Origin of the sequence: Mycobacterium sp. SM1 (genome assembly GCF_018361265.1) — a bacterium.
Lineage (GTDB): Bacteria > Actinomycetota > Actinomycetes > Mycobacteriales > Mycobacteriaceae > Mycobacterium.
In genome coordinates this window covers 116,549-137,081 of record NZ_JAFLNH010000003.1, presented here as the reverse complement: position 1 = coordinate 137,081, position 20,533 = coordinate 116,549, and the positions used below count along the sequence as shown (strand labels likewise).

Genomic DNA, 20,533 nt, shown 5'->3' with positions numbered 1-20,533 from the left:
AGTTTCCCACCCGAGGTGCGTCGGGTCCGCACCACCCGCGTTCAGCGCGGGCTGGCACACTCGGTCCAGATTCACCACGTAACCACCACACAACCACGGAGGGACATCGGCGGTGCCCAGCAACGAGCAACGACGCGCGGCGGCGAAACGCAAACTCGAACGGCAGCTGCAACGCCGTGCCCAGCAAGCCCGTCGGCGCCGCCTGTTCCTCATCGCCGGCGGCGCGATCGCGGCGCTGGTCGTGGTGAGCGCCGCAGCGGCCACCGCGGTGATCGCCAACCGCGAGCACGCGCGCAAAACGGCGGCGGCGAAGGCTGGTGCCGGCGCGCCGGCCAACCCGGCGCTGGCCGGCGTGCCGCCGTTGCCGACGTTTAAGCCGACCGTCACCCTGGGCGCCAACTGTCAGTATCCGCCGTCGCGAAGCCCGGCCGCCAAGCCCGTCAAACCGCCCCGCTCGGGCAAGGTGCCCACCGATCCCGCCACGGTCAGCGTCAGCATGGTCACCAACCGGGGGAATGTCGGCCTGCTGCTGGCCAACAACGAATCGCCGTGCACGGTCAACAGCTTCGTCAGCCTGGCGCAGCAGGGGTTCTTCGATGACACCACGTGTCACCGGCTGACCACGTCCCCGACGCTGGGCGTGCTGCAGTGTGGCGACCCGACGGGCCAGGGCGCCGGCGGGCCCGGATATCAGTTCGCCAACGAATACCCCACCGACCAGTACCCGCCCGGCGACCCCGCGCTGCACCGGCCGGTCGTCTACCCGCGCGGCACGCTGGCCATGGCCAACTCCGGGCCCAACACCAACGGCAGCCAGTTCTTCATGGTGTACAAGGATTCCGCGCTACCCCCCGAGTACACGGTGTTCGGGACCATCCAGCAGGACGGGTTGGCCACCCTGGACACCATCGCCAAAGCCGGCGTCGCCGGCGGTGGCGAGGACGGCCCGCCCGCCACCGAGGTCACGATCAAGTCGGTGCGGCTGGACTAGGTTGCGCCAGCACTCACAAAAGCCCCCGACACGCCGCACGTCAGGGGGCTTTTGCGTCTCCTCGCGGATGAGTCAGGCCGCCGACGTCACTCGGTAGACGTCGTAGACGCCCTCGACGTTGCGGACGACGTCCAGCAGATGCCCAAGGTGCTTGGGATCGCCCATCTCGAAGGTGAACCGGCTGATCGCCACCCGGTCGTTGGACGTGGTGACCGTCGCCGATAAGATGTTGACCTTCTCATCGGCCAGGGCGCGGGTCACATCCGACAGCAACCGGTGGCGGTCCAGCGCCTCCACCTGAATCGCCACCAGGAACACCGACGACGGTGACGGAGCCCAGCGCACCTCGATGATCCGCTCGCTCTGCCGCTGCAGCGCGGCGGCGTTGGTGCAGTCGGTGCGGTGCACGCTGACCCCGCCGCCCCGGGTGACAAACCCCATGATCTGGTCTCCGGGAACTGGCGTGCAGCATTTGGCCAGCTTGGTCAGCACCCCCGGGGCGCCGGGAACTGCGACGCCGGTGTCGTCGGTGCGGCGCGCCCGCCGCGGCATCGTCGCCGGCGTAGACCGTTCGGCGAGTTCCTCCTCGGCCTGGTCGATACCGCCCAGCTGCGCGACCAGCCGCTGCACCACATGTTTGGCCGACACGTGTCCTTCGCCGATCGCGGTGTAGAGCGCGGATACGTCGCTGTAGTGCAGCTCGCGCGCTACCGCGGCCATAGACTCGCCGTTCACTAAGCGCTGCAACGGAAGTCCGCCGCGACGCACTTCGCGGGCCATCGCCTCTTTACCGGACTCCAGTGCCTCCTCGCGGCGCTCCCTGGCGAACCACTGCCGGATCTTGGCCTTGGCGCGCGGTGAGACCACGAACTGCTGCCAGTCGCGCGACGGCCCGGCGTTAGGGGCTTTCGACGTGAAAATTTCGACGACTTCCCCGTTTTCCAGTTTGCGTTCGAGCGCCACCAGCCGCCCGTTGACGCGGGCCCCGATGCAGCGGTGCCCGACCTCGGTGTGGATCGCATATGCGAAGTCCACCGGTGTCGACCCCGCGGGCAGCGTGATCACGTCGCCCTTCGGGGTGAACACGAAAATCTCTTGCACCGCAAGGTCGTAGCGCAGAGCCTCCAGGAATTCGCCGGGGTCTGCGGCCTCTCGCTGCCAGTCGAGCAGTTGACGCATCCACGCCATGTCGTCGATCTCGGCTGCTGCATGAGGATGCGGAATCCCATTGCGGCCCTTTGCTTCTTTGTAGTGCCAGTGCGCAGCGATACCGTACTCGGCGGTGCGGTGCATGTCGTGGGTGCGGATCTGCACTTCCAGTGGCTTGCCCTCGGGCCCAATGACCGTGGTGTGCAGCGACTGGTATACGCCGTATCGTGGCTGGGCGATGTAGTCTTTGAACCGGCCCGCCATCGGCTGCCACAGCGAATGCACCACGCCCACAGCCGCATAACAGTCGCGAATCTCCTCGCAGAGGATGCGAATGCCGACCAGGTCGTGGATGTCGTCGAAATCACGGCCTTTGACGATCATCTTCTGGTAGATCGACCAGTAGTGCTTGGGGCGGCCTTCCACCGTCGCTTTGATCTTCGAGGCGCTCAGCGTGTTGATGATCTCGGCTCGGACCTTGGCCAGGTAGATATCCCGCGACGGCGCCCGGTCAGCCACCAGCCGCACGATCTCCTCGTACTTCTTGGGGTGCAGGATGGCGAACGCCAGGTCTTCCAGCTCCCACTTGACGCTAGCCATGCCCAGCCGATGCGCAAGCGGGGCAATGACTTCCAGCGTTTCACGCGCCTTGCGAACCTGCTTCTCCGGCGGCAGGAAACGCATGGTGCGCATGTTGTGCAGCCGGTCGGCCACCTTGATCACCAACACCCGCGGATCGCGGGCCATCGCGGTGATCATCTTGCGGATGGTCTCGCCCTCGGCGGCGCTGCCCAGAACCACCCGATCCAGCTTGGTCACTCCGTCGACCAGATGGCCGACCTCCTCACCGAAGTCCGCGCATAGCTGCGCAAGGCTGTAGCCGGTGTCCTCGACGGTGTCGTGCAGCAGTGCGGCCACCAGGGTGGTGGTGTCCATGCCCAGCTCGGCCAGGATGTTGGCGACGGCCAGCGGGTGGGTGATATAGGGATCCCCGGACCGCCGCAATTGGCTGGCGTGGCGCTGCTCGGCGACCTCGTAGGCCCGTTGCAGCAGCGCCAGGTCGGCTTTGGGGTAGATCTGCCGGTGCACCGCGATCAGGGGCTCCAGCACCGGGTTGATGGTGCCGCGCTGGGCGGTCATCCGCCGCGCCAACCGCGCCCGCACCCGGCGCGACGCGCTGGTGCCGATCCGCAGCCCCACCCGCTCCTCGGCCGGCAAGGCGTCGGCAACCGGCGGCGCCGGGACGGCCGGTGGCAGGGCTTGCACCGCACCCGGGTCGTCCGCCACCTTGCTCACCTCCGCTGCTCCAGGATATCGCTCAGACACGCCGCAAGCTGTAGACCGGCACCGGAGCCACCGTGCCCCGGCCCCCCAGTGCCGTCAGCTCCAACACCACCGCAGCCGCGGTCACCCGGGCGCCGCTGTGCCCGAGCAGCCGACACGCCGCTGCAATGGTGCCGCCGGTGGCCAGCACGTCGTCGACGACGACCACCCTGCGGCCCGCCAGCGCGATGCCATCGGCGGGGATTTCCAGGGTGGCGGTGGCGTATTCCAGGGTGTAGGTCTCGGTGCGCACCGGCGGCGGCAGCTTGCCGCCCTTGCGAATGGCCAGCACGCCGGTGCCCAGCCGGGTGGCGACGGCCGCTGCCACCAGGAATCCGCGGGCATCTAGGCCCGCGATCAGGTCGGCGCCGGATGCGACGGCGGCCAGGGCGTCGGTCACCGCCGCCAACCCGCGGCGGTCGGCGAAGAGCGGGGTGAGATCCATGAACTGGGTGCCCGCGGTCGGAAAGTCGGCCACCTCGCGGGTCAGCGATGCGATGATTTCGCCGATAGACTCACCCGGGCTCACCGCACCAGCACCCAGCGGTCCATGTTCCAGCCGGCGCCCCAGCGGGTCGGATTGGCGCTCACGGCATACATTTTCTTCGGCATCAGCAGGGTCCGCTGCTGGCGGTACAGCGGCAGCGTGGGCATGTCGGCCCAGAGGATCGGGGCGCTTTCAGCCAGCAACCGCGCCCGCTCGCCGGCGTCGGCGGACACCGTCAGGGCACCGATGATGCGGTCGATCTGCCCGTTGCTGTACCCGGAGAGGTTGTTGCCATTGCCGGTGTGCAGGTCATAGGCGTCCATCGCGGACGATCCGGTCGAGCCGCTGCCGGTGGCTCCGCCCGTGCTGGCCAGCAGCACGTCGACGCGTCCGTCCCTCAGCGACTGCGGCCCGGTGGAGTCCGAGGCAACGTCGGAGACGGTGAGTCCGGCCGGCGCGCACGCCTTGGCGATCATTCCGGCGGTGGTGGCCAGCCGCGCGTTGGGGGCCCGGTAGCCGATGCGCACCGCCAGCGGCGAGTTCCCGACCGCGGCCCGGGCGGCCACCGGATCGGGCTTGTCGAACTGCCCGGCCGGCGGGGCGCTGTCGCCCTCGCCGACGGCGTCGTCGAGGGTCGGGTTGAGCCGTGCGTTGGCGATCGGCACGGCGGCGTCGCGCGCGATGACATCGCGCGGCGTGCACAGGGCCAGCGCCCGCCGCGCGGAAATCTGCGCCAGCGGTCCTTGCGGCGCAAAGATCAGTTGCTCGATCCCATCCGACGGCGAGTCGGCGCGCTGGTAGCCGTCCGGGGTGATCAGCGCGCCCAACGACCCGGCCGCGACGTCGAGGACATCAACGCCGCGCTTGTTAAGCCGGTCTTGGATGTCGGCTCCGGCTGATCGCACCGTGACCCGTTTGGTGGCCGGTTTGCTGCCCCACCAGCGCTCATTTGCGACCAGTGCCACCGCGCCGCCGTCGAGCACCCGGTCGAGCCGGTAGGGTCCCGACGACGGGAAGCGTTTCCTGACGGCGTCGGGTTGCAGACCCGGCTTGAGGTCCCAGAGGGTATTCCACAGCCGGGCGATGCGGTCAATCACGGGCGTGTTGTGGGCGAGCAGCGCGGCGGTCACGTCGACACCCAACTCGTCGGCGATAACGTGCGACGGCATCATCGAGGTCGCGGTGAACAGCTGGTGGTAGTCGACGATGCTGCGGTCCGGGGCGAACGACACCCGGGCTTTCTTCTGCCCCGGCACGCAGTCGACGCGGGCGATGTCGACGTAGCCGGCCTGGCTGGCGGCGGCGAAGCTCGGGTACTGCCCGGACTGGGCCGCCCAGGCCAGCACCAAGTCATCACAGGTGATTGGCTTTCCGTCGGAATAGACGGCGTTGGCGGCGATTTGGTAATCGAGCACCAGGGGCTCGCCACCGACCACCGAGATCGTCCCGAAGTCATGGTCGGAGACAACCTGCCCGTCGGGCCCGTGGTAGCCGAAACCGGTCAGCGTGCGGGCGAACGCCTGCGCCCCTCCCGATGCCGCGCCGTCAACGGTATTGGTGTTGTACGTGGTGAGCGCCCCATCGACCACATAGGTGATCTCGGCGGCGGCAGTACCCGAACACCCCGAAAGCGTTCCCGTGCCGGCGGCCACCACCGTCACCGCCAGCCCTGCGACGGCCGCGCGCCACCTCGCCATCTGGCTAACGCCGCCCGGCGTGCCGTTTACCTGCCGGACGTCCCCGGCGGCCGCCGGCTGGGCGCGCCGGCCGTGCGCCCGGAGCCGGTTTGGTGCCGGGCGTCCGCGGAGTCGGCGCCGCCGTCTCGTCCAGGGATAACGTGTCGGCGCTCTCCTCCTGCGCCGGATCCGCGGCGTCATCAGCGGGCGATCCCGCCGGGACGGTCGAGTGACGCCGGCGCAGCACCCGGCGGGTGTGGGTACGCACCAGCTCGGTGCGCTCCCGCAGGGTGACCAGCAGCGGGGTGGCGACGAAGATCGACGAGTAGGTGCCCACCAGGATGCCGACCAGCTGGACCAGCGCCAAATCCTTTAGTGTGCCGATACCCAGCAGCCACACCGCCACCACCAGCAGGGCCATCACCGGCAGCACCGAGATCAGGCTGGTGTTGATCGAGCGCATGAACGTCTGGTTGATGGCGAGGTTGGCCTGCTCGGCGAAGGTCCGCCGGGTGGTGTGCTGGAAGCCGTGGGTGTTCTCCTCGATCTTGTCGAACACGATGACGGTGTCGTACAGGGAGAAACCCAGGATCGTCAGCAGACCGATGACGGTGGCCGGGGTGACCTCGAAGCCCACCAGCGCATACACCCCGGCGGTGACGGTCAGGTCGAAGCACATCGTGGTCAGCGCGGCGACCGCCATGTAGCGCTCGTAGCGCACGGTGATGTAGAGCGCGACCAGCACCAGAAACACCACCAGCGCGATCAGCGCCTTCTTGGTGATCTGACCGCCCCACGTCGACGACACCGCGGAGTCGCTGATGGCTTGTTTGCTGGGCTGCCCGTCGGCGCCGTTGGGATGAAACGCGTCGAACAAGGCGTTGCGCAGTTTCGCGGTCTGGTCATTGGACAGCGTTTCGGAGCGGATGTGCACGCTCGCCGAGGCGCCGCTGCCCACGATGACCACTGCCTCCGGGTCTTTGCCCAGCGTGTGCCGAAAGACGTCTTCGACCTGGGCCACCTGCACTTGCCGATCCCCGCTGCCGCGCGGGAACGACACCGTGGTGCCGCCCTTGAAATCGATGCCGAAGGTGAACCCGCGAAGCACGATGCTGGCGATCGCGATCGCCACGATCATTCCGCTGACCCCGAACCACAGCCGGCGGCGTCCCACCACCTCGAACGCGCCGGTGCCGGTATAGAGCCGGGTGAAGAAGTTATGCCGCGCCGCCCCGATCACGGCGCCGGAGGTGTCAACCCCGCTGGCATCGGTGATTTCGACCGCACCGGCGCCCACCCCGTCCTCGGTATTCGCTTTGGAAGCCATCTCGTTATTCCCGTCCCGCCTGGGCCCTCGCATGAGCGACGGCCCTACGTTCGCGTGCGATTTGCTGCACCGCTCCCAGCCCGTTGTATGCGGGCTTGGCCAGCGTCACGGACTTGGAAGCCAGGTACAGCAGCGGCCAGGTCACCAAGAACACCACGACGGTGTCGAGCATCGTGGTGAGACCCAAGGTAAATGCGAATCCCTTCACCTGGCCGATCGCCAGGAAGTACAACACCGCGGCGGCCAGGAACGTGACGGCGTTACCGGACATAATCGTCTTACGGGCCCGCACCCAACCTCGCGGAACCGCCGAGCGAAACGAACGCCCTTCCCGGATCTCGTCTTTGATGCGCTCGAAGAACACCACAAATGAGTCGGCAGTGGTACCGATACCGATGATCAGGCCGGCGATGCCCGCCAGGTCCAGGGTGTAGTCGATGTAGCGGCCCAGGAGCACCAGGATCGCGAAAACCATTGCTCCGGAAGCCGTTAATGACAATGTGGCAAGCAAACCCAGCACCCGGTAGTACAGCAGCGAGTAAACCAGCACCAGGACCAGCCCGATTGCACCGGCGATCAGCCCTGCCCGAAGCGACGTCAAACCCAATGTCGCTGAAACCGTTTCAGCTTGTGATGCCTCGAACGACAGCGGCAACGACCCATACTTCAAGACGTTGGCCAGCTGGCGTGCCGTGCTGGCGGTGAAATCCCCGGTGATCTGGGTCCGGCCACCGGGGATCGCTTCCCGGATCACCGGGGCGCTGACCACCTGCGAGTCCAGGGTGAACGCGGTTTGGGTGCCCACATGCGAGGCGGTGAAATCGGCCCACGTGTTGGCCGCTGCGCTCTTGAACTGCAGGTCGACGACGTAGGCTCCGCTGTGCTGGTCGAAACCGGAAGTCGCGTTTTGGATCTGGTCACCGCTGATGATCGACGGCGCCAGCAGGTAGGCGGTCTTGTGGTCGGTGGAACAGGTCACCAAAGGCAGCTTGGGGTCATCGTTGCCGGCCAGAATGTCGTCCCTGCCGCAGCGAGTCGCTTCGAATTGCAGGGCCAGGAACTGAATGGTCGGGTTGGTGCTCTGCCGCCACTTCTTCTCCTCGGCGATGCGCTCGGCGAGATCCTTGCGCGGATCCGGCGGTCCCGGCGCGACGGGCGGCGCCGCGGGCGCCGGCGCGCCGGCTCCCGGTGGTGTCGGAGCTGGGCTGGGCGTCGGCTCCAGCGGATAAGGCCGCGGCTGGGCCGGGGGTGCGGGGGACGCCGGGGGCGCGGCCGGCGGGTGGGCATCCGGTCCGGGCTTGGCCGGCTGCTGCGGGGGAGGCGGCGGCTGTTCAGCTTTCGCAGCGGACTGCGCCGGTATCGCGTTGATCACCGGGCGGATGTAAAGCCGCGCGGTCTGTCCCAGGTTGCGCGCTTCGTTGCCGTTGTTCCCGGGCACCGTGATGACCAGGTTGTCACCGTCGATGACGACCTCTGAGCCGGAAACACCCAGTCCGTTGACCCGGGCGCTGATGATCTGCTGCGCCTGCGCCAGCGCCTCACGCGTCGGCGGTGAGCCGTCGGGTGTGCGCGCGGTCAACGTGACGCGGGTACCGCCTTGTAGGTCGATGCCGAGCTTGGGCTCAGCCCGCTTGTCACCGGTCAAGAACACCAGCAAGTAGACGCCGATCAGCAGGACCGCGAACACCGACAGATAGCGGGTGGGGTGCACGGCCGAAGGCGATGCCACGGTGTTTTAGTCTCCTCCCTCATGCGTGCTCCGCCGGCGCGGTTCGGGTACCGTCCCGCGTGCTCCCGGCTCGGCCACCACTGCACCCGCAAAGATTACGTGCCCGCGGGCAAGGCTCACGCCTGGCTTAAGTCTCCGGTTCAACCTCGGCGGTCCCGGTGTCGCCGTCGGCGACGTCGACGCCGGTGGCCTCATTCGCAGCGGTTTCGGCGGTTTCCGGCTCGATACGCTCCTTGATGGCCAGCTTCATCCAGGTGGTCACCACACCCGGCGCGATTTCCAGGTCTACCGTGTCATCGCTGACTCCGGTGATAACCCCGTGCAATCCGGAGGTGGTGAGCACCCGGTCGCCGACATCCAGTGATGCCTGCAGGTTGATGGTGGCCTGCATGGCCCGTTTTTGCCGCCGCGACGCATAAAAGATGGACGCGATCACGATAAGCAGCAGCAACAAAAAGACGACTGGGTCCATGGCGGCAGCGATCTTTCCTATCGGTCTTTCCCGTGGGTCTTTTCCCGGCGGGTCGTCCCCCGGCAGGTCTTTTCCCGGCGCCGGAGCGGTACCGGTCAGGAGCCCCGTAGCTGACAGTCTGCCATCGCCGCCCCCGAGGACAACCGGTACCGCCCGGGGCTTGACCCGCCGGCGCAAGCGTGGGACAACTGCGTTGTGCTGCGCAGTAGTGTGGATCCGCTCTCGCCGGGAACCGCGATGCCGCCGGGTGCTCACCGGCGCCGGCGGCGCCAGGAGATGGCCGCTCTGGTGCGTCCCGGCGTCGGCGTGCTGGCGCGCCGATAGCCGATGGAACTCACCGAGGCCCTGCGTACGACCGGCGCGGTCCGCGAATTTCGTGACCAGCCCGTCGACGACACCGTGCTGGCCCGCGTGCTTGACACCGCGCGGTTTGCGCCCAGCGGCGGCAACGCGCAGGCCTGGCGGGTCGTGGTCGTCAAAGATCCCGCGACGCGTCGCCAACTGCGCGACATGTACGTGCGGGGTTGGCGTCAATACCTGGCCATGACCGCCGCCGGCCTGCGCCCCTGGGCGCCAACCAACGACCGTGACGCCGAGGCGCGCGCGCTGGCGGCGGCCCCCGCCGGCGACACGCCGGCCGGCCCGGGCTTCGCCGAGCGGTTCGGCGACGCCCCGGCCCTGCTGGCGCTGTTTGTGGACCTCTCGCTGCTGGCGGCCACGGACCGGGATGCCTCGCGGTATTCGTTCGCGGGTGGCGCCTCGATCTATCCGTTCGCCTGGAGCATCTTGCTGGCGGCCCGCGGCGAAGGGCTAGGCGGTGTCATCACCACCATCCTGATCCGCGACGAGCCGCGGGTGAAAGCGCTCCTAGGAGCGGCTGACCCGCTGGCTCTGGCCGCGGTGATCACCCTGGGATACCCGGTGCACCAGCCGCGCCGGCTCAGCCGCGCCCCCGTCAGCTCGTTTGCCCGGGTCGATTCGGTCAACGGGCCGGTGTTCGGCGGGTCGTAGTGTCGGCGCGAGCGTGCCGGCCGTGACACCGGTGCGCATCCAGTAGCGCCGGTACCGCAGTCCAGGGCGTTCAATGTCGCCGGCGCGCGCTCGACGCCCGTAAGGTGATCCCCGTGCCCGCTCTCGAACAGCGCCGACGCCTCGTCACCGACATTCCCGGTCCGGCATCGCTGGAGCTGGCCAAACGGCGGGCGGCGGCGGTGGCCCGCGGTGTGGGCAGCGCCATGCCGGTGTACGCCGCGCGCGCCGAAGGCGGCATCGTCGAGGACGTGGACGGCAACCGGCTCATCGACCTGGGCTCAGGCATTGCGGTAACCACGATCGGCAACGCGGCGCCGCGGGTCGTCGACGCGGTGCGCGCCCAGGTGGCGCGTTTCACCCACACCTGCTTTATGGTGACGCCGTACGAGGGCTATGTTGCGGTCGCCGAGCAGCTTAACCGCATCACTCCCGGCGGCGACGACAAGCGCTCGGTGCTGTTCAACTCCGGTGCCGAGGCGGTGGAGAACGCCATCAAGATCGCCCGGTCGTACACCCGCAGGACCGCCGTGGTCGCGTTCGGCCACGCCTACCATGGCCGCACCAACCTGACGATGGCGTTGACCGCCCAGTCGATGCCCTACAAAAGCGGCTTCGGCCCGTTTGCGCCGGAGATCTACCGGGCGCCGCTGTCCTACCCGTATCGGGACGCGCTGGTCGACAAGCGGCTCGCCACCGACGGACGGCTAGCGGCCGAGCGCGCGCTGGAGGTCATCGACAAGCAGGTCGGTGCCGCCAACCTGGCGGCCCTTATCATCGAACCGATCCAGGGAGAAGGCGGGTTTATCGTCCCCGCCGACGGGTTTCTGCCCGCGCTGCGGACCTGGTGCGCCGACAACGACGTGGTGTTCATCGCCGACGAGGTGCAGACCGGTTTCGCCCGCACCGGCGCCATGTTCGCCTGCGAACACGAGGGCATCGAGCCCGACCTGATCTGCACGGCCAAAGGAATCGCCGACGGGCTGCCGCTCTCGGCGGTGACGGGGCGCGCCGAGGTCATCGATGCCGTGCATGTCGGCGGCCTCGGTGGCACGTTCGGCGGCAACCCGATCGCGTGCGCGGCCGCGCTGGCGACTATCGAGACCATCGAACGTGACGGCTTGATCGAGCGGGCCCGGCAGATCGAAAAGCTGATGAAGGACCGCCTGGGCCGGCTGCAGGCGGCCGACGACCGAATCGGCGACATCCGCGGCCGTGGGGCGATGATCGCCGTCGAGCTGGTGCGGCCCGCTGCCGCCGACCCGGACGCCGAGCTCACCGCGAAGCTGGCCGGCGCCGCCCGCGCCGCCGGGGTCATCGTGTTGACGGCGGGCACGTTCCGCAATGTGCTGCGGTTCCTGCCGCCGCTGAGCATCAGCGACGAACTGCTTAACGAGGGTCTTGACGTGCTGGCCTCGATCCTGGCCGACCGGTAATTGCCGTTGCAAGCGAGCGATCTTTGGTGGCTAGTCGAACAGGCCGGGCTGTCCCAGGCCGCTGACCCCGGCCGGGGGCACCATGCCCAGGTGGGTCCAGGCCTGCGGGGTCGCCACCCGGCCCCGCGGGGTGCGCGCAATCATGCCGGCGCGCACCAAAAACGGCTCGCATACCTCCTCCACGGTGGTGGCCTCCTCGCCCACCGCGACCGCCAGCGTCGACACCCCGACCGGCCCGCCACCGAAGCTGCGGGTCAGCGCCGAGAGCACGGCGCGGTCCAGCCGGTCCAGCCCGAGTTCGTCAACGTCGTAGACCTCCAAGGCGGACTTGGCGACGTCGCGGGTGATGACGCCGTCGGCCCGCACCTCCGCGAAGTCACGCACCCGGCGCAGCAGCCGGTTGGCGATCCGTGGGGTCCCCCGCGAGCGTCGCGCGATCTCCTGCGCGGCCTCGGCGCCCAGCTCGATGCCCAGGATTCCCGCCGAGCGGGCCAGCACCCGCTCCAGTTCGGCGGGCTCGTAGAAATCCAGATGCGCGGTGAAGCCGAACCGGTCCCGCAGCGGGCCGGTCAGCGCGCCGGAGCGGGTGGTGGCGCCGACCAGGGTGAACGGCGCGACCTCCAACGGAATCGACGTCGCACCGGGGCCCTTGCCCACGACGACATCGACCCGGAAATCCTCCATCGCCAAATACAGCATCTCCTCGGCCGGCCGCGCAATGCGATGGATTTCGTCGATGAACAGCACGTCGTGTTCGACGAGGTTGGACAGCATGGCCGCGAGGTCACCCGCGCGCTCGAGCGCGGGCCCCGAGGTCACCCGCAGCGAGGACCCGAGTTCGGCGGCGATGATCATCGCCAGCGACGTCTTGCCCAGCCCGGGGGGCCCGGAAAGCAGAATGTGATCCGGCGCGCTGCCGCGGTTCTTGGCGCCCTCGATGACCAGCTGCAGCTGCTCACGCACCCGCGACTGGCCGATGAACTCCCGCAGCGAGCGCGGCCTCAGGCCGGCGTCCGCATCGGCTTCCCCAACCCGCAACGCGGCCGAGACCTCCCGCTCGGCGGTCTCCTGCTCCCCTAAGCGGCTCACTTCGCCTTCCCCAACAGCGACAGCGCGGCCCGCAGCGCGCTTGACGTGCTGACCCCGTCGGCGCGCCCGGTGAAACCGGCCAGCACCTTATCGGTTGCCTCCTCCGCCTGCCTGACCGCAAAACCAAGTCCCACAAGAGCATCCACGACGGGTGCGCGCACCGCGTGACCGTTGACCGTCGCCGTTCCCGGGGTCGCGGGCCCCACCTTGTCGCGTAGCTCCAAGACCATCCGCTCGGCACCCCGTCTGCCGATACCGGGCACCCGGGTCAGCGCGGTCACATCGCCGTCGGCGAGCACCTGCCGCAGCGCCGCCGCGTCGTACACCGCCAGCGTGGCCAGCGCGATCTTGGGTCCGACACCGGAGACCCCCAACAAGGTCAGAAACAAATCGCGGGTGTCGGTGTCGGTGAAGCCATACAGCGTCATCGAATCGTCGCGGACGATCATCGCGGTGATGAGCCGGGCCTCGCCGCCTCGCCGCAGCGTCGCCAGCGTGGCCGGCGTGGCCATGATCGTGTAGCCCACGCCGGCGGCTTCGATGACGACATGGTCCAGCGCGACGTCGAGCACCTCCCCGCGAACCGAGGCGATCATCGGGCGGCCCTGACTTTCGCGGCGAACTTCTTGCGCCGCTCGGCTGCCTTGGCTTCGGCCGCGGCCGTCCGGGCGAGCATCGGGGCGCGCCAGCAGTGGCAGATCGCTAAAGCCAGTGCGTCGGCGGCATCGGGCGGTGTCGGTTTGGCTTGCAGCGCAAGGATTCTAGTGACCATCTCGGTGACCTGCGCTTTGTCGGCCCCGCCATTGCCGGTGACCGCTGCTTTCACCTCGCTGGGGGTGTGGAAACGCACGTCGATGTCGCGTTTGGCTGCCGCCAACGCGATCACACCACCGGCCTGGGCGGTACCCATCACCGTGGACACGTTCAGCTGGGAAAACACCCGCTCGATAGCGATCACGTCGGGGTGGTGGGTGTCCAGCCAGTGCTCGACGGCATCGCTGAGGGTCATCAGCCGCCGGGGCAGCGGTTGGTCGGCGGGTGTGCGCACGACGTCGACGTCTAGGGCAGTGACCTGTCTGCCCCGACCGGTCTCCACCACGGACAGGCCACAGCGCGTCAGCCCGGGGTCGACTCCCATCACACGCATGTCAGCCTCCCTGAATGACGAACTATTGTTCGATACCCTAGTGGGCGGGACCGACGCCGGCCGGCAGGACACGCCCGTGCCCGCAGACTCCATTCGGGCTCCATTGCGGCCGCCCTGGTCGGGTTGACGGCGAAAGCCGCCGCAGCAACGCTGTTGGCGCGCGAGCCGCGCGCGCTCAACACATACCAGCGGTTGCGGGTAGCGGTTGAGCTGGCGCGCTGAGAACTGCGCTGGCCACAACATCGACCGCGAGATCGGCTGCCAGCCGTTCCCGGGCATGACGAAACGCCGACACCGAGCTGGTGGGTGGGTCCCAGAGAGGCGATTTCCCAGCCGGGCGTTTTCGGGCGTTCCGGCGAAGTGTCGCTCAGTCGTCCTCCAGCGCGGCTAGCACCTCGTCGGACACCTCGACATTGGTCCACACGTTTTGCACCTCGTCGCTGTCCTCGAGCGCCTCGACGAGTTTGAACACCTTGCGGGCGCCCTCCAGATCGACGGGCACGCTGACCGACGGCTGAAAGCTCGCCTCGGCGGACTCGTAATCGATGCCGGCGTTCTGCAGCGCGGTCCGCACGGCGAGCAGATCACCCGGCTCGGAGACGATCTCGAAGCTGTCACCCAGGTCGTTGACGTCCTCGGCGCCGGCGTCCAGCACCGCCGCCAGCACGTCGTCCTCGGTCAGGCCGTTCTTGTCCAAGACGACCACGCCCTTGCGGGCGAACAGGTAAGACACCGACCCGGGATCGGCCATGGTGCCGCCATTGCGGGTCATCGCCACCCGCACCTCGCTGGCGGCCCGGTTGCGGTTGTCGGTCAGGCACTCGATTAACACCGCGACACCGTTGGGGGCGTAGCCCTCATAGATGATGGTCTGATAGTCAGCACCGCCGGCCTCTTCGCCGGCCCCCCGCCGCCGGGCCCGCTCGATGTTCTCGTTGGGCACCGAGTTCTTCTTGGCCTTCTGGATGGCGTCATACAGCGTGGGGTTCCCCGCCGGGTCACCGCCACCGACACGGGCCGCGACCTCGATGTTCTTGATCAGCCGGGCGAACATCTTGCCGCGGCGAGCGTCGATGACGGCCTTCTTGTGCTTGGTGGTGGCCCACTTGGAATGGCCGCTCATCGCCGTCCTATCTCAAATCCCGCTGCTTGTCCTTGGCCAGACGAGTCTACGTGGGAGCACGGCAGCGGTCGTTTGGCCGTGAGCCGAACACAACCCACCCAGGTTGGTGCCGCTACGCCTTGCCGTTGACGATGTCGACGAACAACCGGTGAATGCGCCGGTCGCCGGTCATCTCCGGGTGAAAGGCCGTCGCCAGCATCGGGCCCTGGCGCACCGCGACGATGTGACCACCCGCACGGGCCAGCACCCGCACATCCGGACCGGCGCGCTCCACCCACGGTGCGCGGATGAACACCGCCCGCACCGGAGCCGTTAGGCCCGCGAACGCGATGTCACCTTCAAACGAGTCAACCTGCCGCCCAAAAGCGTTGCGCCGCACGGTCATATCGATGGCATGCAGCGGCACCGCCTCCCGGCCGGCCGCGCCCGCGTCGAGGATTTCACTGGCCAGCAGGATCATTCCGGCGCACACCCCATACGCGGGTAACCCGCCGGCCAGCCGGGCCCGCAACGGCTCCAGCAGGCCGAACTCGCGCAGCAGATGGCTCATCGTCGTCGACTCCCCGCCGGGAATCACCAGTGCGTCCACGCTGTCCAGGTCGCCGCGACGGCGCACCGGCAGCGGCTCCGCACCGGCTTCCCCGAGGGCCGCCAGGTGCTCGCGGGTGTCGCCCTGCAGCGCCAGGACCCCGATCCGCGGTGCGCTCATGGTGCGCTCACCGCTTCGGGGGCCGGACATCTCGTGGGTAGCGGGTCAGGCCCTCCTGCATCACCGCGGCGACCAGCTCACCGTGGGGGTTGAAGATCGTGCCCTGGGTGAGTGCGCGGCCACCGCAGGCCGACGGCGAGGACTGGTCGTAGAGCAGCCATTCGTCGGCCCGGAAGGAGCGCATGAACCACATCGCGTGATCCAGCGACGCCACCTGCAGGCGCCGGCGCTCCTCAAGGTGGTTGACCTGCGCAGATCCCAGCAGCGTCAGGTCGCTCATATAGGCCAGGGCGCAGATGTGCAGCACCGGGTCGTCGGGCAAGCGATCGCGATGCCGAAACCACACCTGTTGCCGAGAGGCCTTGCCGGGCACCCGCTGCAGGCGCTCTTGCGGCACGATTCGGACGTCCCACTCATCGAACTGGCGGCGGAACCCCGCGTTGTCGAACACCTTCATTGAACTCAGTCCGGGCAGGTCATCCGGTGGCGGCGCCGCGGGCATCGCATCCTGATGCTCGATGCCGCGCTGTTCGGTCTGGAACGACGCCGACATGGAGAAAATGCTCTCCCCGTGCTGGATCGCGTTGACCCGCCTGGTGCAAAACGATGCGCCATCGCGGATGCGTTCGACGAGAAAAACCGTGGGCGCCTTGGCATCTCCGGGACGCAAGAAGTAACCGTGCAGCGAGTGGACGTGATAGCGAGGATCTACGGTGCGCGCCGCGGAGACCAGCGCCTGGCCGGCGACGTGCCCGCCGAAGGTGCGCTGCCAATTGTCCGACTCCGGGCTGAACACGCGCCCGCGGTAGATGTTGACCTCGAATTGCTCGAGATCAAGAATCTCCTCGATCGCCATGCAGTGTGTCTACCAGCCACGCTCGGCGAGCCGCTGGGCCGTGTCGATCTCCGCCACATTGGTGCCCGCCATGGGCTCGCCCAGCCCGCGCGACACCTTCGCCAGCACCTCCGGGTCGTCATAGAAGGTGGTGGCCTTGACGATGGCGGCGGCCCGGGACGCCGGATCGCTGGACTTGAAGATTCCGGAGCCCACGAAGACGCCCTCGGCGCCCAGTTGCATCATCATCGCCGCGTCGGCGGGAGTGGCGATACCGCCCGCACAGAACAGCGTGACCGGCAGCTTCCCGGCCCGGGCAACTTCCACGACGAGCTCGTGGGGGGCCTGCAATTCTTTAGCAGCCGTGTACAACTCGTCTTCGGAGAGCGAGGTCAGGCGGCGGATTTCACCGCTGATGGCCCGCATGTGCCTGGTCGCGTTGGAGATGTCGCCGGTGCCGGCCTCACCCTTGGAGCGGATCATCGCAGCGCCCTCGCTGATCCGGCGCAGCGCCTCACCGAGGTTGGTCGCGCCGCACACGAACGGCACCGTGAACTTCCACTTGTCGATGTGATGGGTGTAGTCGGCGGGAGTCAGCACCTCGGATTCGTCGACGTAGTCCACGCCCAGGGCTTGCAGAATCTGGGCCTCGACAAAGTGGCCGATGCGCACCTTGGCCATCACCGGGATGGTGACGGCGTTGATGATGCCTTCGATCAGGTCCGGGTCGCTCATCCGGGCGACGCCCCCCTGGGCGCGGATATCGGCGGGCACCCGTTCCAGCGCCATCACCGCCACAGCACCGGCACCCTCGGCGATGCGGGCCTGCTCGGGGGTGACAACGTCCATGATCACGCCGCCTTTGAGCATTTCGGCCATGCCGCGCTTGACCCGCGCGGTTCCTATTTGCCCGGCGCCGGTTGCTGAAGCGGCGGTGTCCACAGCTGGCTCTCCTTCAATTGGTCGTGATCAAGTTTAGTGGCGAGCGGCAAAGGAGTTTTCCGGCCCGTTCCCACGCGGCGGCACCGGACGCGCCCGGCACCCGCACCGAGCGGGGCCGACCCGGCCCGGAGCGCGCGGTCTTTGCCGATTCCGGTGAAAACCCGGTCGGTGTGGTGCTAGAAATCTGATCAACCTGTGGCAAACCCCGGGTGCCGGTACGCCGTTGGGCGGCACCGAGTTCTGGGCCTAGCAGGCGGCGGACCCTACCCGGTTGAGGAGGGATCGGATGTTGCCGGATTTCGGGTTGTTGCCGCCGGAGATCAACTCCGGCCTGATGTACAGCGGTCCGGGCGCGGGGCCACTGCTGGCCGCCGCGGCCGCATGGCAAGAGTTGGCCGCCGAGCTGGGGTGGGCGGCATCCTCGTTTGCGACGCTGGTCTCCGGACTGACCAGCGGTCCGTGGCTGGGTCCCGCGGCGGTCGCGATGGCGACCTCGGCCAGCCCCTACGTGACGTGGTTAACGGCGACCGCGCTGCAGGCCGAGCAGGTGTCGACGCAGGCCATGGCCGCGGCGGCCGCCTACGAGGCGGCGTTCGCGATGACGGTGCCCCCGGCGGTGATCGCGGCGAACCGTGCTCTGTTGCTGGCGCTGACCGCCACGAACTTTTTCGGCCAGAACACCCCGGCCATCATGGCCACCGAGGCCCAGTACCTGCAGATGTGGGCCCAGGACGCCGCCGCGATGTCGGGCTATAACGCCAGCACGTTGGCGGTGGCCTCGCACTTGACACCGTTTGTCGACCCGCCCGGCGGTCCGGCCGGCGCGGTGACCCGGAGTGCGGGCCACGCCCACGCCGCCGCGGCGGCATCGACCCAAGCGCAATCCGTCCTGTCAACGGCGTCGCAGCCGCGACCCGGCCCGCTCGAGCCACTGGAGCTGTTTTCGCCGCCGGCGCCGGGGCTGTCCTCGCTGAGCCTGCTCTCGACCCCCGCCGAGTTTGCGATGTCCCCGATGAGCATGCTCATGAGCCCACTGATGAGCGGCTCCAACCCGCTGATGAGCGGTGCTGGCGCCGGTGTCCCGGCGATCGGTGCGGCGCTGGCCTCCGAGACCGGTCCGAGTTGGAGCGCGGCGAGCCCGGCGCGGCTGCTGAGCGCTGCCGCGGTGTCGGCGGGTGTGGGCCGGGCCGGGGCTGTCGGGGCGCTTTCGGTGCCACCGAGTTGGGCCGCCCCCGCGCCCGCGACGATGCCGGCTCCCCTGACCGCCGGGGTGCCGGGCGCCGGGGTGAGCCAGGGTGCCGTCGGCATGCCGAGAATGCCGTTCAAGCCCCCGGCCGGCATGGCCGGACGCGGTGCTGCCCCAGCGGCCGCGGCACCCCGGCCGAGTCCGGGGGTGGCACCGCGTGGGGTAGTCGGCTAGTCGGGCGGAGTGGGCGATGTCGTTCGTTGTCAGCACCCCGGAGCTACTGACGGCGGCCGCCGGTGATGCGCAGGGGATCGGCGCGGCGGTCGCTGCCGCGAACGCAGCCGCGGCGGCACCGACAACCGGGGTGCTGCCCCCGGCCGCCGACCCGGTGTCGGCGCGCACCGCGGCGCTGTTTGCCGCCTACGCCCAGCGCTATCAGGAGCTCAGCGCCCGGGCAGCGGCATTTCATCACCAGTTTGCGCAAACCTTGGCCGCGGCAGGGGACTCATACGCCGAAACCGAGGCCGCTAACGCGGCCACGACCCGGCTGGCGTCATCGCTCCCGCTGCAGCACGGCGTCACTGCGCCTGGGTCACTGGGTCACCCGGGAAGTGGAAGTATCACTACCGCGAATTTCGGCAGCGGCACCGTCACCAATCACATCGTTACCCGCGCCCACCTCGGTGGTCACAATCCCGGGACGTCCGGGGCGGCAAACACCGCCGTCCGACCCGTTGACAGCGGTGCTCCTGGCAGCCAACCGGGCACCCAACCGGCTGACCCGGCCACCGTCACAAGCCAGGTGCGCAGCGTCAATTCGGCCACCGGAAACGCCAGCCCGGCAGGCCCCGCGAATGCCCACACCGCGGTTTCTCCCTCGACTGCTTCGCCGGAAACCGCGACGGGAACCGCGACGTCGCCAAACGACGTCGCGTTGATCATGGGCGGCACCGGCAATCCACAACCGAGCCCCAGCTATGTGAACGCCGTCTACGTGCGATACATCGAGCCCTATTACCCCGGCTACACACCGGAGGGCCTGTACACGCCCGAGCAGTTCTGGCCGGTTACCGGTCTTACCAGCGAAACCTTCGGTCAGTCGGTCCGCCAGGGCGTGCAGCTGCTCAACAACGCCATCATGACGCAAATTGGCGAAGGCCACCACGTCATCGTGTTGGGCTATTCCCAGAGCGCCACGATAGCCACCATTGAAATCCGTCATCTCGACGCCCTGCCCGCCAACCTGCGGCCGAGCACAAGCATGCTGAGATTCGTGTTATTGGGCGATCCGAACAATCCCAACGGCGGAATTCTGGAGCGCTTCCACGGCCTTTACATACCGGTCCTCAATGTGCATTTCAACGGCGCGACCCCGCCGAATACACCTTACCCGACAACAATTTACTCGATCCAATATGACCCCATCGCCGACTTCCCGCAGTACCCGCTGGATCTTCCGGCCGACCTCAACGCCTTTTTGGGCTACTTCTATCTGCACGGCACGTATCCGAGTCTCACCGCTTCACAGCTCGCCACCGCCATCCAGGAGCACTTCGGCGCGACCACCTACTACCTGATTCCCACCCAGAACCCGCCGCTGCTGCAACTCCTGCGTCAGCTCGGGGTGCCCTCGCCGATCATCGACCTGATCCAACCCTTCGTCCGGGCGATCATCGACTTGGGCTACGGCACCGGACCGGCCTATGTTCCCACCCCGGCCCAGTTGTTCCCGCACTTCGGCCTGTTCGACACCGCCGGTAATCTTGGTAATCTCGGCGGTGGCGCCGCGGCGGCAATTCCGGAGCCGCTGGCCGTGGGGCTGTCGCCGTCAGCCGAACTTCCGCACTCCCTACAGCCGGGTGTGCTCTAGCGGCCCTTGCCCG

The 20,533-nt window shown here is 68.3% G+C and carries 20 protein-coding genes; 7 read left to right on the top strand and 13 right to left on the bottom strand.

The annotated features are described in order from the left end of the window. Positions 1–112: 112 nt before the first annotated feature. Complete coding sequence (locus MSM1_RS13865) at positions 113–991, top strand: peptidylprolyl isomerase (RefSeq protein WP_213443233.1); 879 nt, start codon at positions 113–115, stop codon at positions 989–991. A gap of 72 nt (positions 992–1,063) precedes the next feature. Here MSM1_RS13865 and MSM1_RS13860 read toward each other — a convergent pair whose 3' ends face one another. From MSM1_RS13860 to yajC, 6 genes are all read right to left on the bottom strand, one after another. Then, positions 1,064–3,427, bottom strand: coding sequence for a bifunctional (p)ppGpp synthetase/guanosine-3',5'-bis(diphosphate) 3'-pyrophosphohydrolase (locus tag MSM1_RS13860; protein WP_213444425.1), 2,364 nt, complete (start codon positions 3,425–3,427; stop codon positions 1,064–1,066). Between the two features lie 31 nt (positions 3,428–3,458). Further along, on the bottom strand, positions 3,459–3,992 hold the full coding sequence (locus MSM1_RS13855) for an adenine phosphoribosyltransferase (protein ID WP_213443232.1): 534 nt from the start codon (positions 3,990–3,992) through the stop codon (positions 3,459–3,461). After that, on the bottom strand, positions 3,989–5,647 hold the full coding sequence (locus MSM1_RS13850; RefSeq protein ID WP_213443231.1) for an ABC transporter substrate-binding protein: 1,659 nt from the start codon (positions 5,645–5,647) through the stop codon (positions 3,989–3,991). Before MSM1_RS13850 ends, MSM1_RS13855 begins: the two co-directional genes overlap by 4 nt. Before the next feature lie 4 nt (positions 5,648–5,651). Further along, positions 5,652–6,953: a protein translocase subunit SecF gene (secF, locus tag MSM1_RS13845; RefSeq protein WP_213443230.1), complete on the bottom strand. Its 1,302-nt coding sequence runs from the start codon at positions 6,951–6,953 to the stop codon at positions 5,652–5,654. A gap of 4 nt (positions 6,954–6,957) precedes the next feature. Further along, positions 6,958–8,682, bottom strand: a complete 1,725-nt coding sequence (gene secD / locus MSM1_RS13840; RefSeq protein ID WP_213443228.1) for a protein translocase subunit SecD — start codon at positions 8,680–8,682, stop codon at positions 6,958–6,960. A 127-nt stretch (positions 8,683–8,809) separates the two neighbouring features. Beyond that, positions 8,810–9,154 (bottom strand): preprotein translocase subunit YajC, encoded by a 345-nt coding sequence (gene yajC, locus MSM1_RS13835; protein ID WP_213443227.1) that lies wholly within the window; start codon positions 9,152–9,154, stop codon positions 8,810–8,812. Between the two features lie 195 nt (positions 9,155–9,349). Here yajC and MSM1_RS22485 point away from each other — a divergent pair, with 195 nt between their 5' ends. From MSM1_RS22485 to gabT, 3 genes are all read left to right on the top strand, one after another. Next, on the top strand, positions 9,350–9,478 hold the full coding sequence (locus tag MSM1_RS22485) for a hypothetical protein (RefSeq protein ID WP_282100932.1): 129 nt from the start codon (positions 9,350–9,352) through the stop codon (positions 9,476–9,478). Between the two features lie 3 nt (positions 9,479–9,481). After that, entirely contained in the window at positions 9,482–10,165 is a 684-nt protein-coding gene (locus MSM1_RS13830; protein WP_213443226.1) for a nitroreductase family protein, read from the top strand. A gap of 113 nt (positions 10,166–10,278) precedes the next feature. Next, a complete protein-coding gene (gene gabT / locus MSM1_RS13825; RefSeq protein WP_213443225.1) occupies positions 10,279–11,619 on the top strand; it encodes a 4-aminobutyrate--2-oxoglutarate transaminase in 1,341 nt (446 codons plus the stop codon). A 30-nt stretch (positions 11,620–11,649) separates the two neighbouring features. Here the strand turns inward: gabT and ruvB are convergent, their stop codons facing one another. The 7 genes from ruvB to pdxS form a co-directional block, all read right to left on the bottom strand. Further along, on the bottom strand, positions 11,650–12,708 hold the full coding sequence (gene ruvB, locus MSM1_RS13820; protein WP_213443223.1) for a Holliday junction branch migration DNA helicase RuvB: 1,059 nt from the start codon (positions 12,706–12,708) through the stop codon (positions 11,650–11,652). Then, positions 12,705–13,304, bottom strand: a complete 600-nt coding sequence (gene ruvA / locus MSM1_RS13815) for a Holliday junction branch migration protein RuvA (protein ID WP_213443221.1) — start codon at positions 13,302–13,304, stop codon at positions 12,705–12,707. The genes ruvB and ruvA overlap by 4 nt, the downstream gene beginning before the upstream one ends. Then, complete coding sequence (ruvC, locus tag MSM1_RS13810; RefSeq protein ID WP_213443219.1) at positions 13,301–13,855, bottom strand: crossover junction endodeoxyribonuclease RuvC; 555 nt, start codon at positions 13,853–13,855, stop codon at positions 13,301–13,303. Before ruvC ends, ruvA begins: the two co-directional genes overlap by 4 nt. Before the next feature lie 367 nt (positions 13,856–14,222). Then, positions 14,223–14,978 (bottom strand): YebC/PmpR family DNA-binding transcriptional regulator, encoded by a 756-nt coding sequence (locus MSM1_RS13805; RefSeq protein ID WP_213443217.1) that lies wholly within the window; start codon positions 14,976–14,978, stop codon positions 14,223–14,225. Between the two features lie 112 nt (positions 14,979–15,090). Beyond that, positions 15,091–15,687: a pyridoxal 5'-phosphate synthase glutaminase subunit PdxT gene (gene pdxT, locus MSM1_RS13800; protein WP_213443214.1), complete on the bottom strand. Its 597-nt coding sequence runs from the start codon at positions 15,685–15,687 to the stop codon at positions 15,091–15,093. A 7-nt stretch (positions 15,688–15,694) separates the two neighbouring features. After that, entirely contained in the window at positions 15,695–16,543 is an 849-nt protein-coding gene (tesB, locus tag MSM1_RS13795; protein WP_213443212.1) for an acyl-CoA thioesterase II, read from the bottom strand. A gap of 9 nt (positions 16,544–16,552) precedes the next feature. After that, positions 16,553–17,464: a pyridoxal 5'-phosphate synthase lyase subunit PdxS gene (pdxS, locus tag MSM1_RS13790; protein ID WP_213443210.1), complete on the bottom strand. Its 912-nt coding sequence runs from the start codon at positions 17,462–17,464 to the stop codon at positions 16,553–16,555. A 23-nt stretch (positions 17,465–17,487) separates the two neighbouring features. Between pdxS and MSM1_RS13785 the strand changes: the two genes are divergently transcribed. From MSM1_RS13785 to MSM1_RS22480, 3 genes are all read left to right on the top strand, one after another. Then, complete coding sequence (locus tag MSM1_RS13785; protein WP_213443208.1) at positions 17,488–17,652, top strand: hypothetical protein; 165 nt, start codon at positions 17,488–17,490, stop codon at positions 17,650–17,652. A 98-nt stretch (positions 17,653–17,750) separates the two neighbouring features. After that, positions 17,751–18,884, top strand: coding sequence for a PPE family protein (locus tag MSM1_RS13780; protein ID WP_213443206.1), 1,134 nt, complete (start codon positions 17,751–17,753; stop codon positions 18,882–18,884). 16 nt (positions 18,885–18,900) lie between these two features. Further along, on the top strand, positions 18,901–20,520 hold the full coding sequence (locus MSM1_RS22480) for a PE-PPE domain-containing protein (protein WP_282100931.1): 1,620 nt from the start codon (positions 18,901–18,903) through the stop codon (positions 20,518–20,520). Positions 20,521–20,533 lie beyond the last annotated feature (13 nt).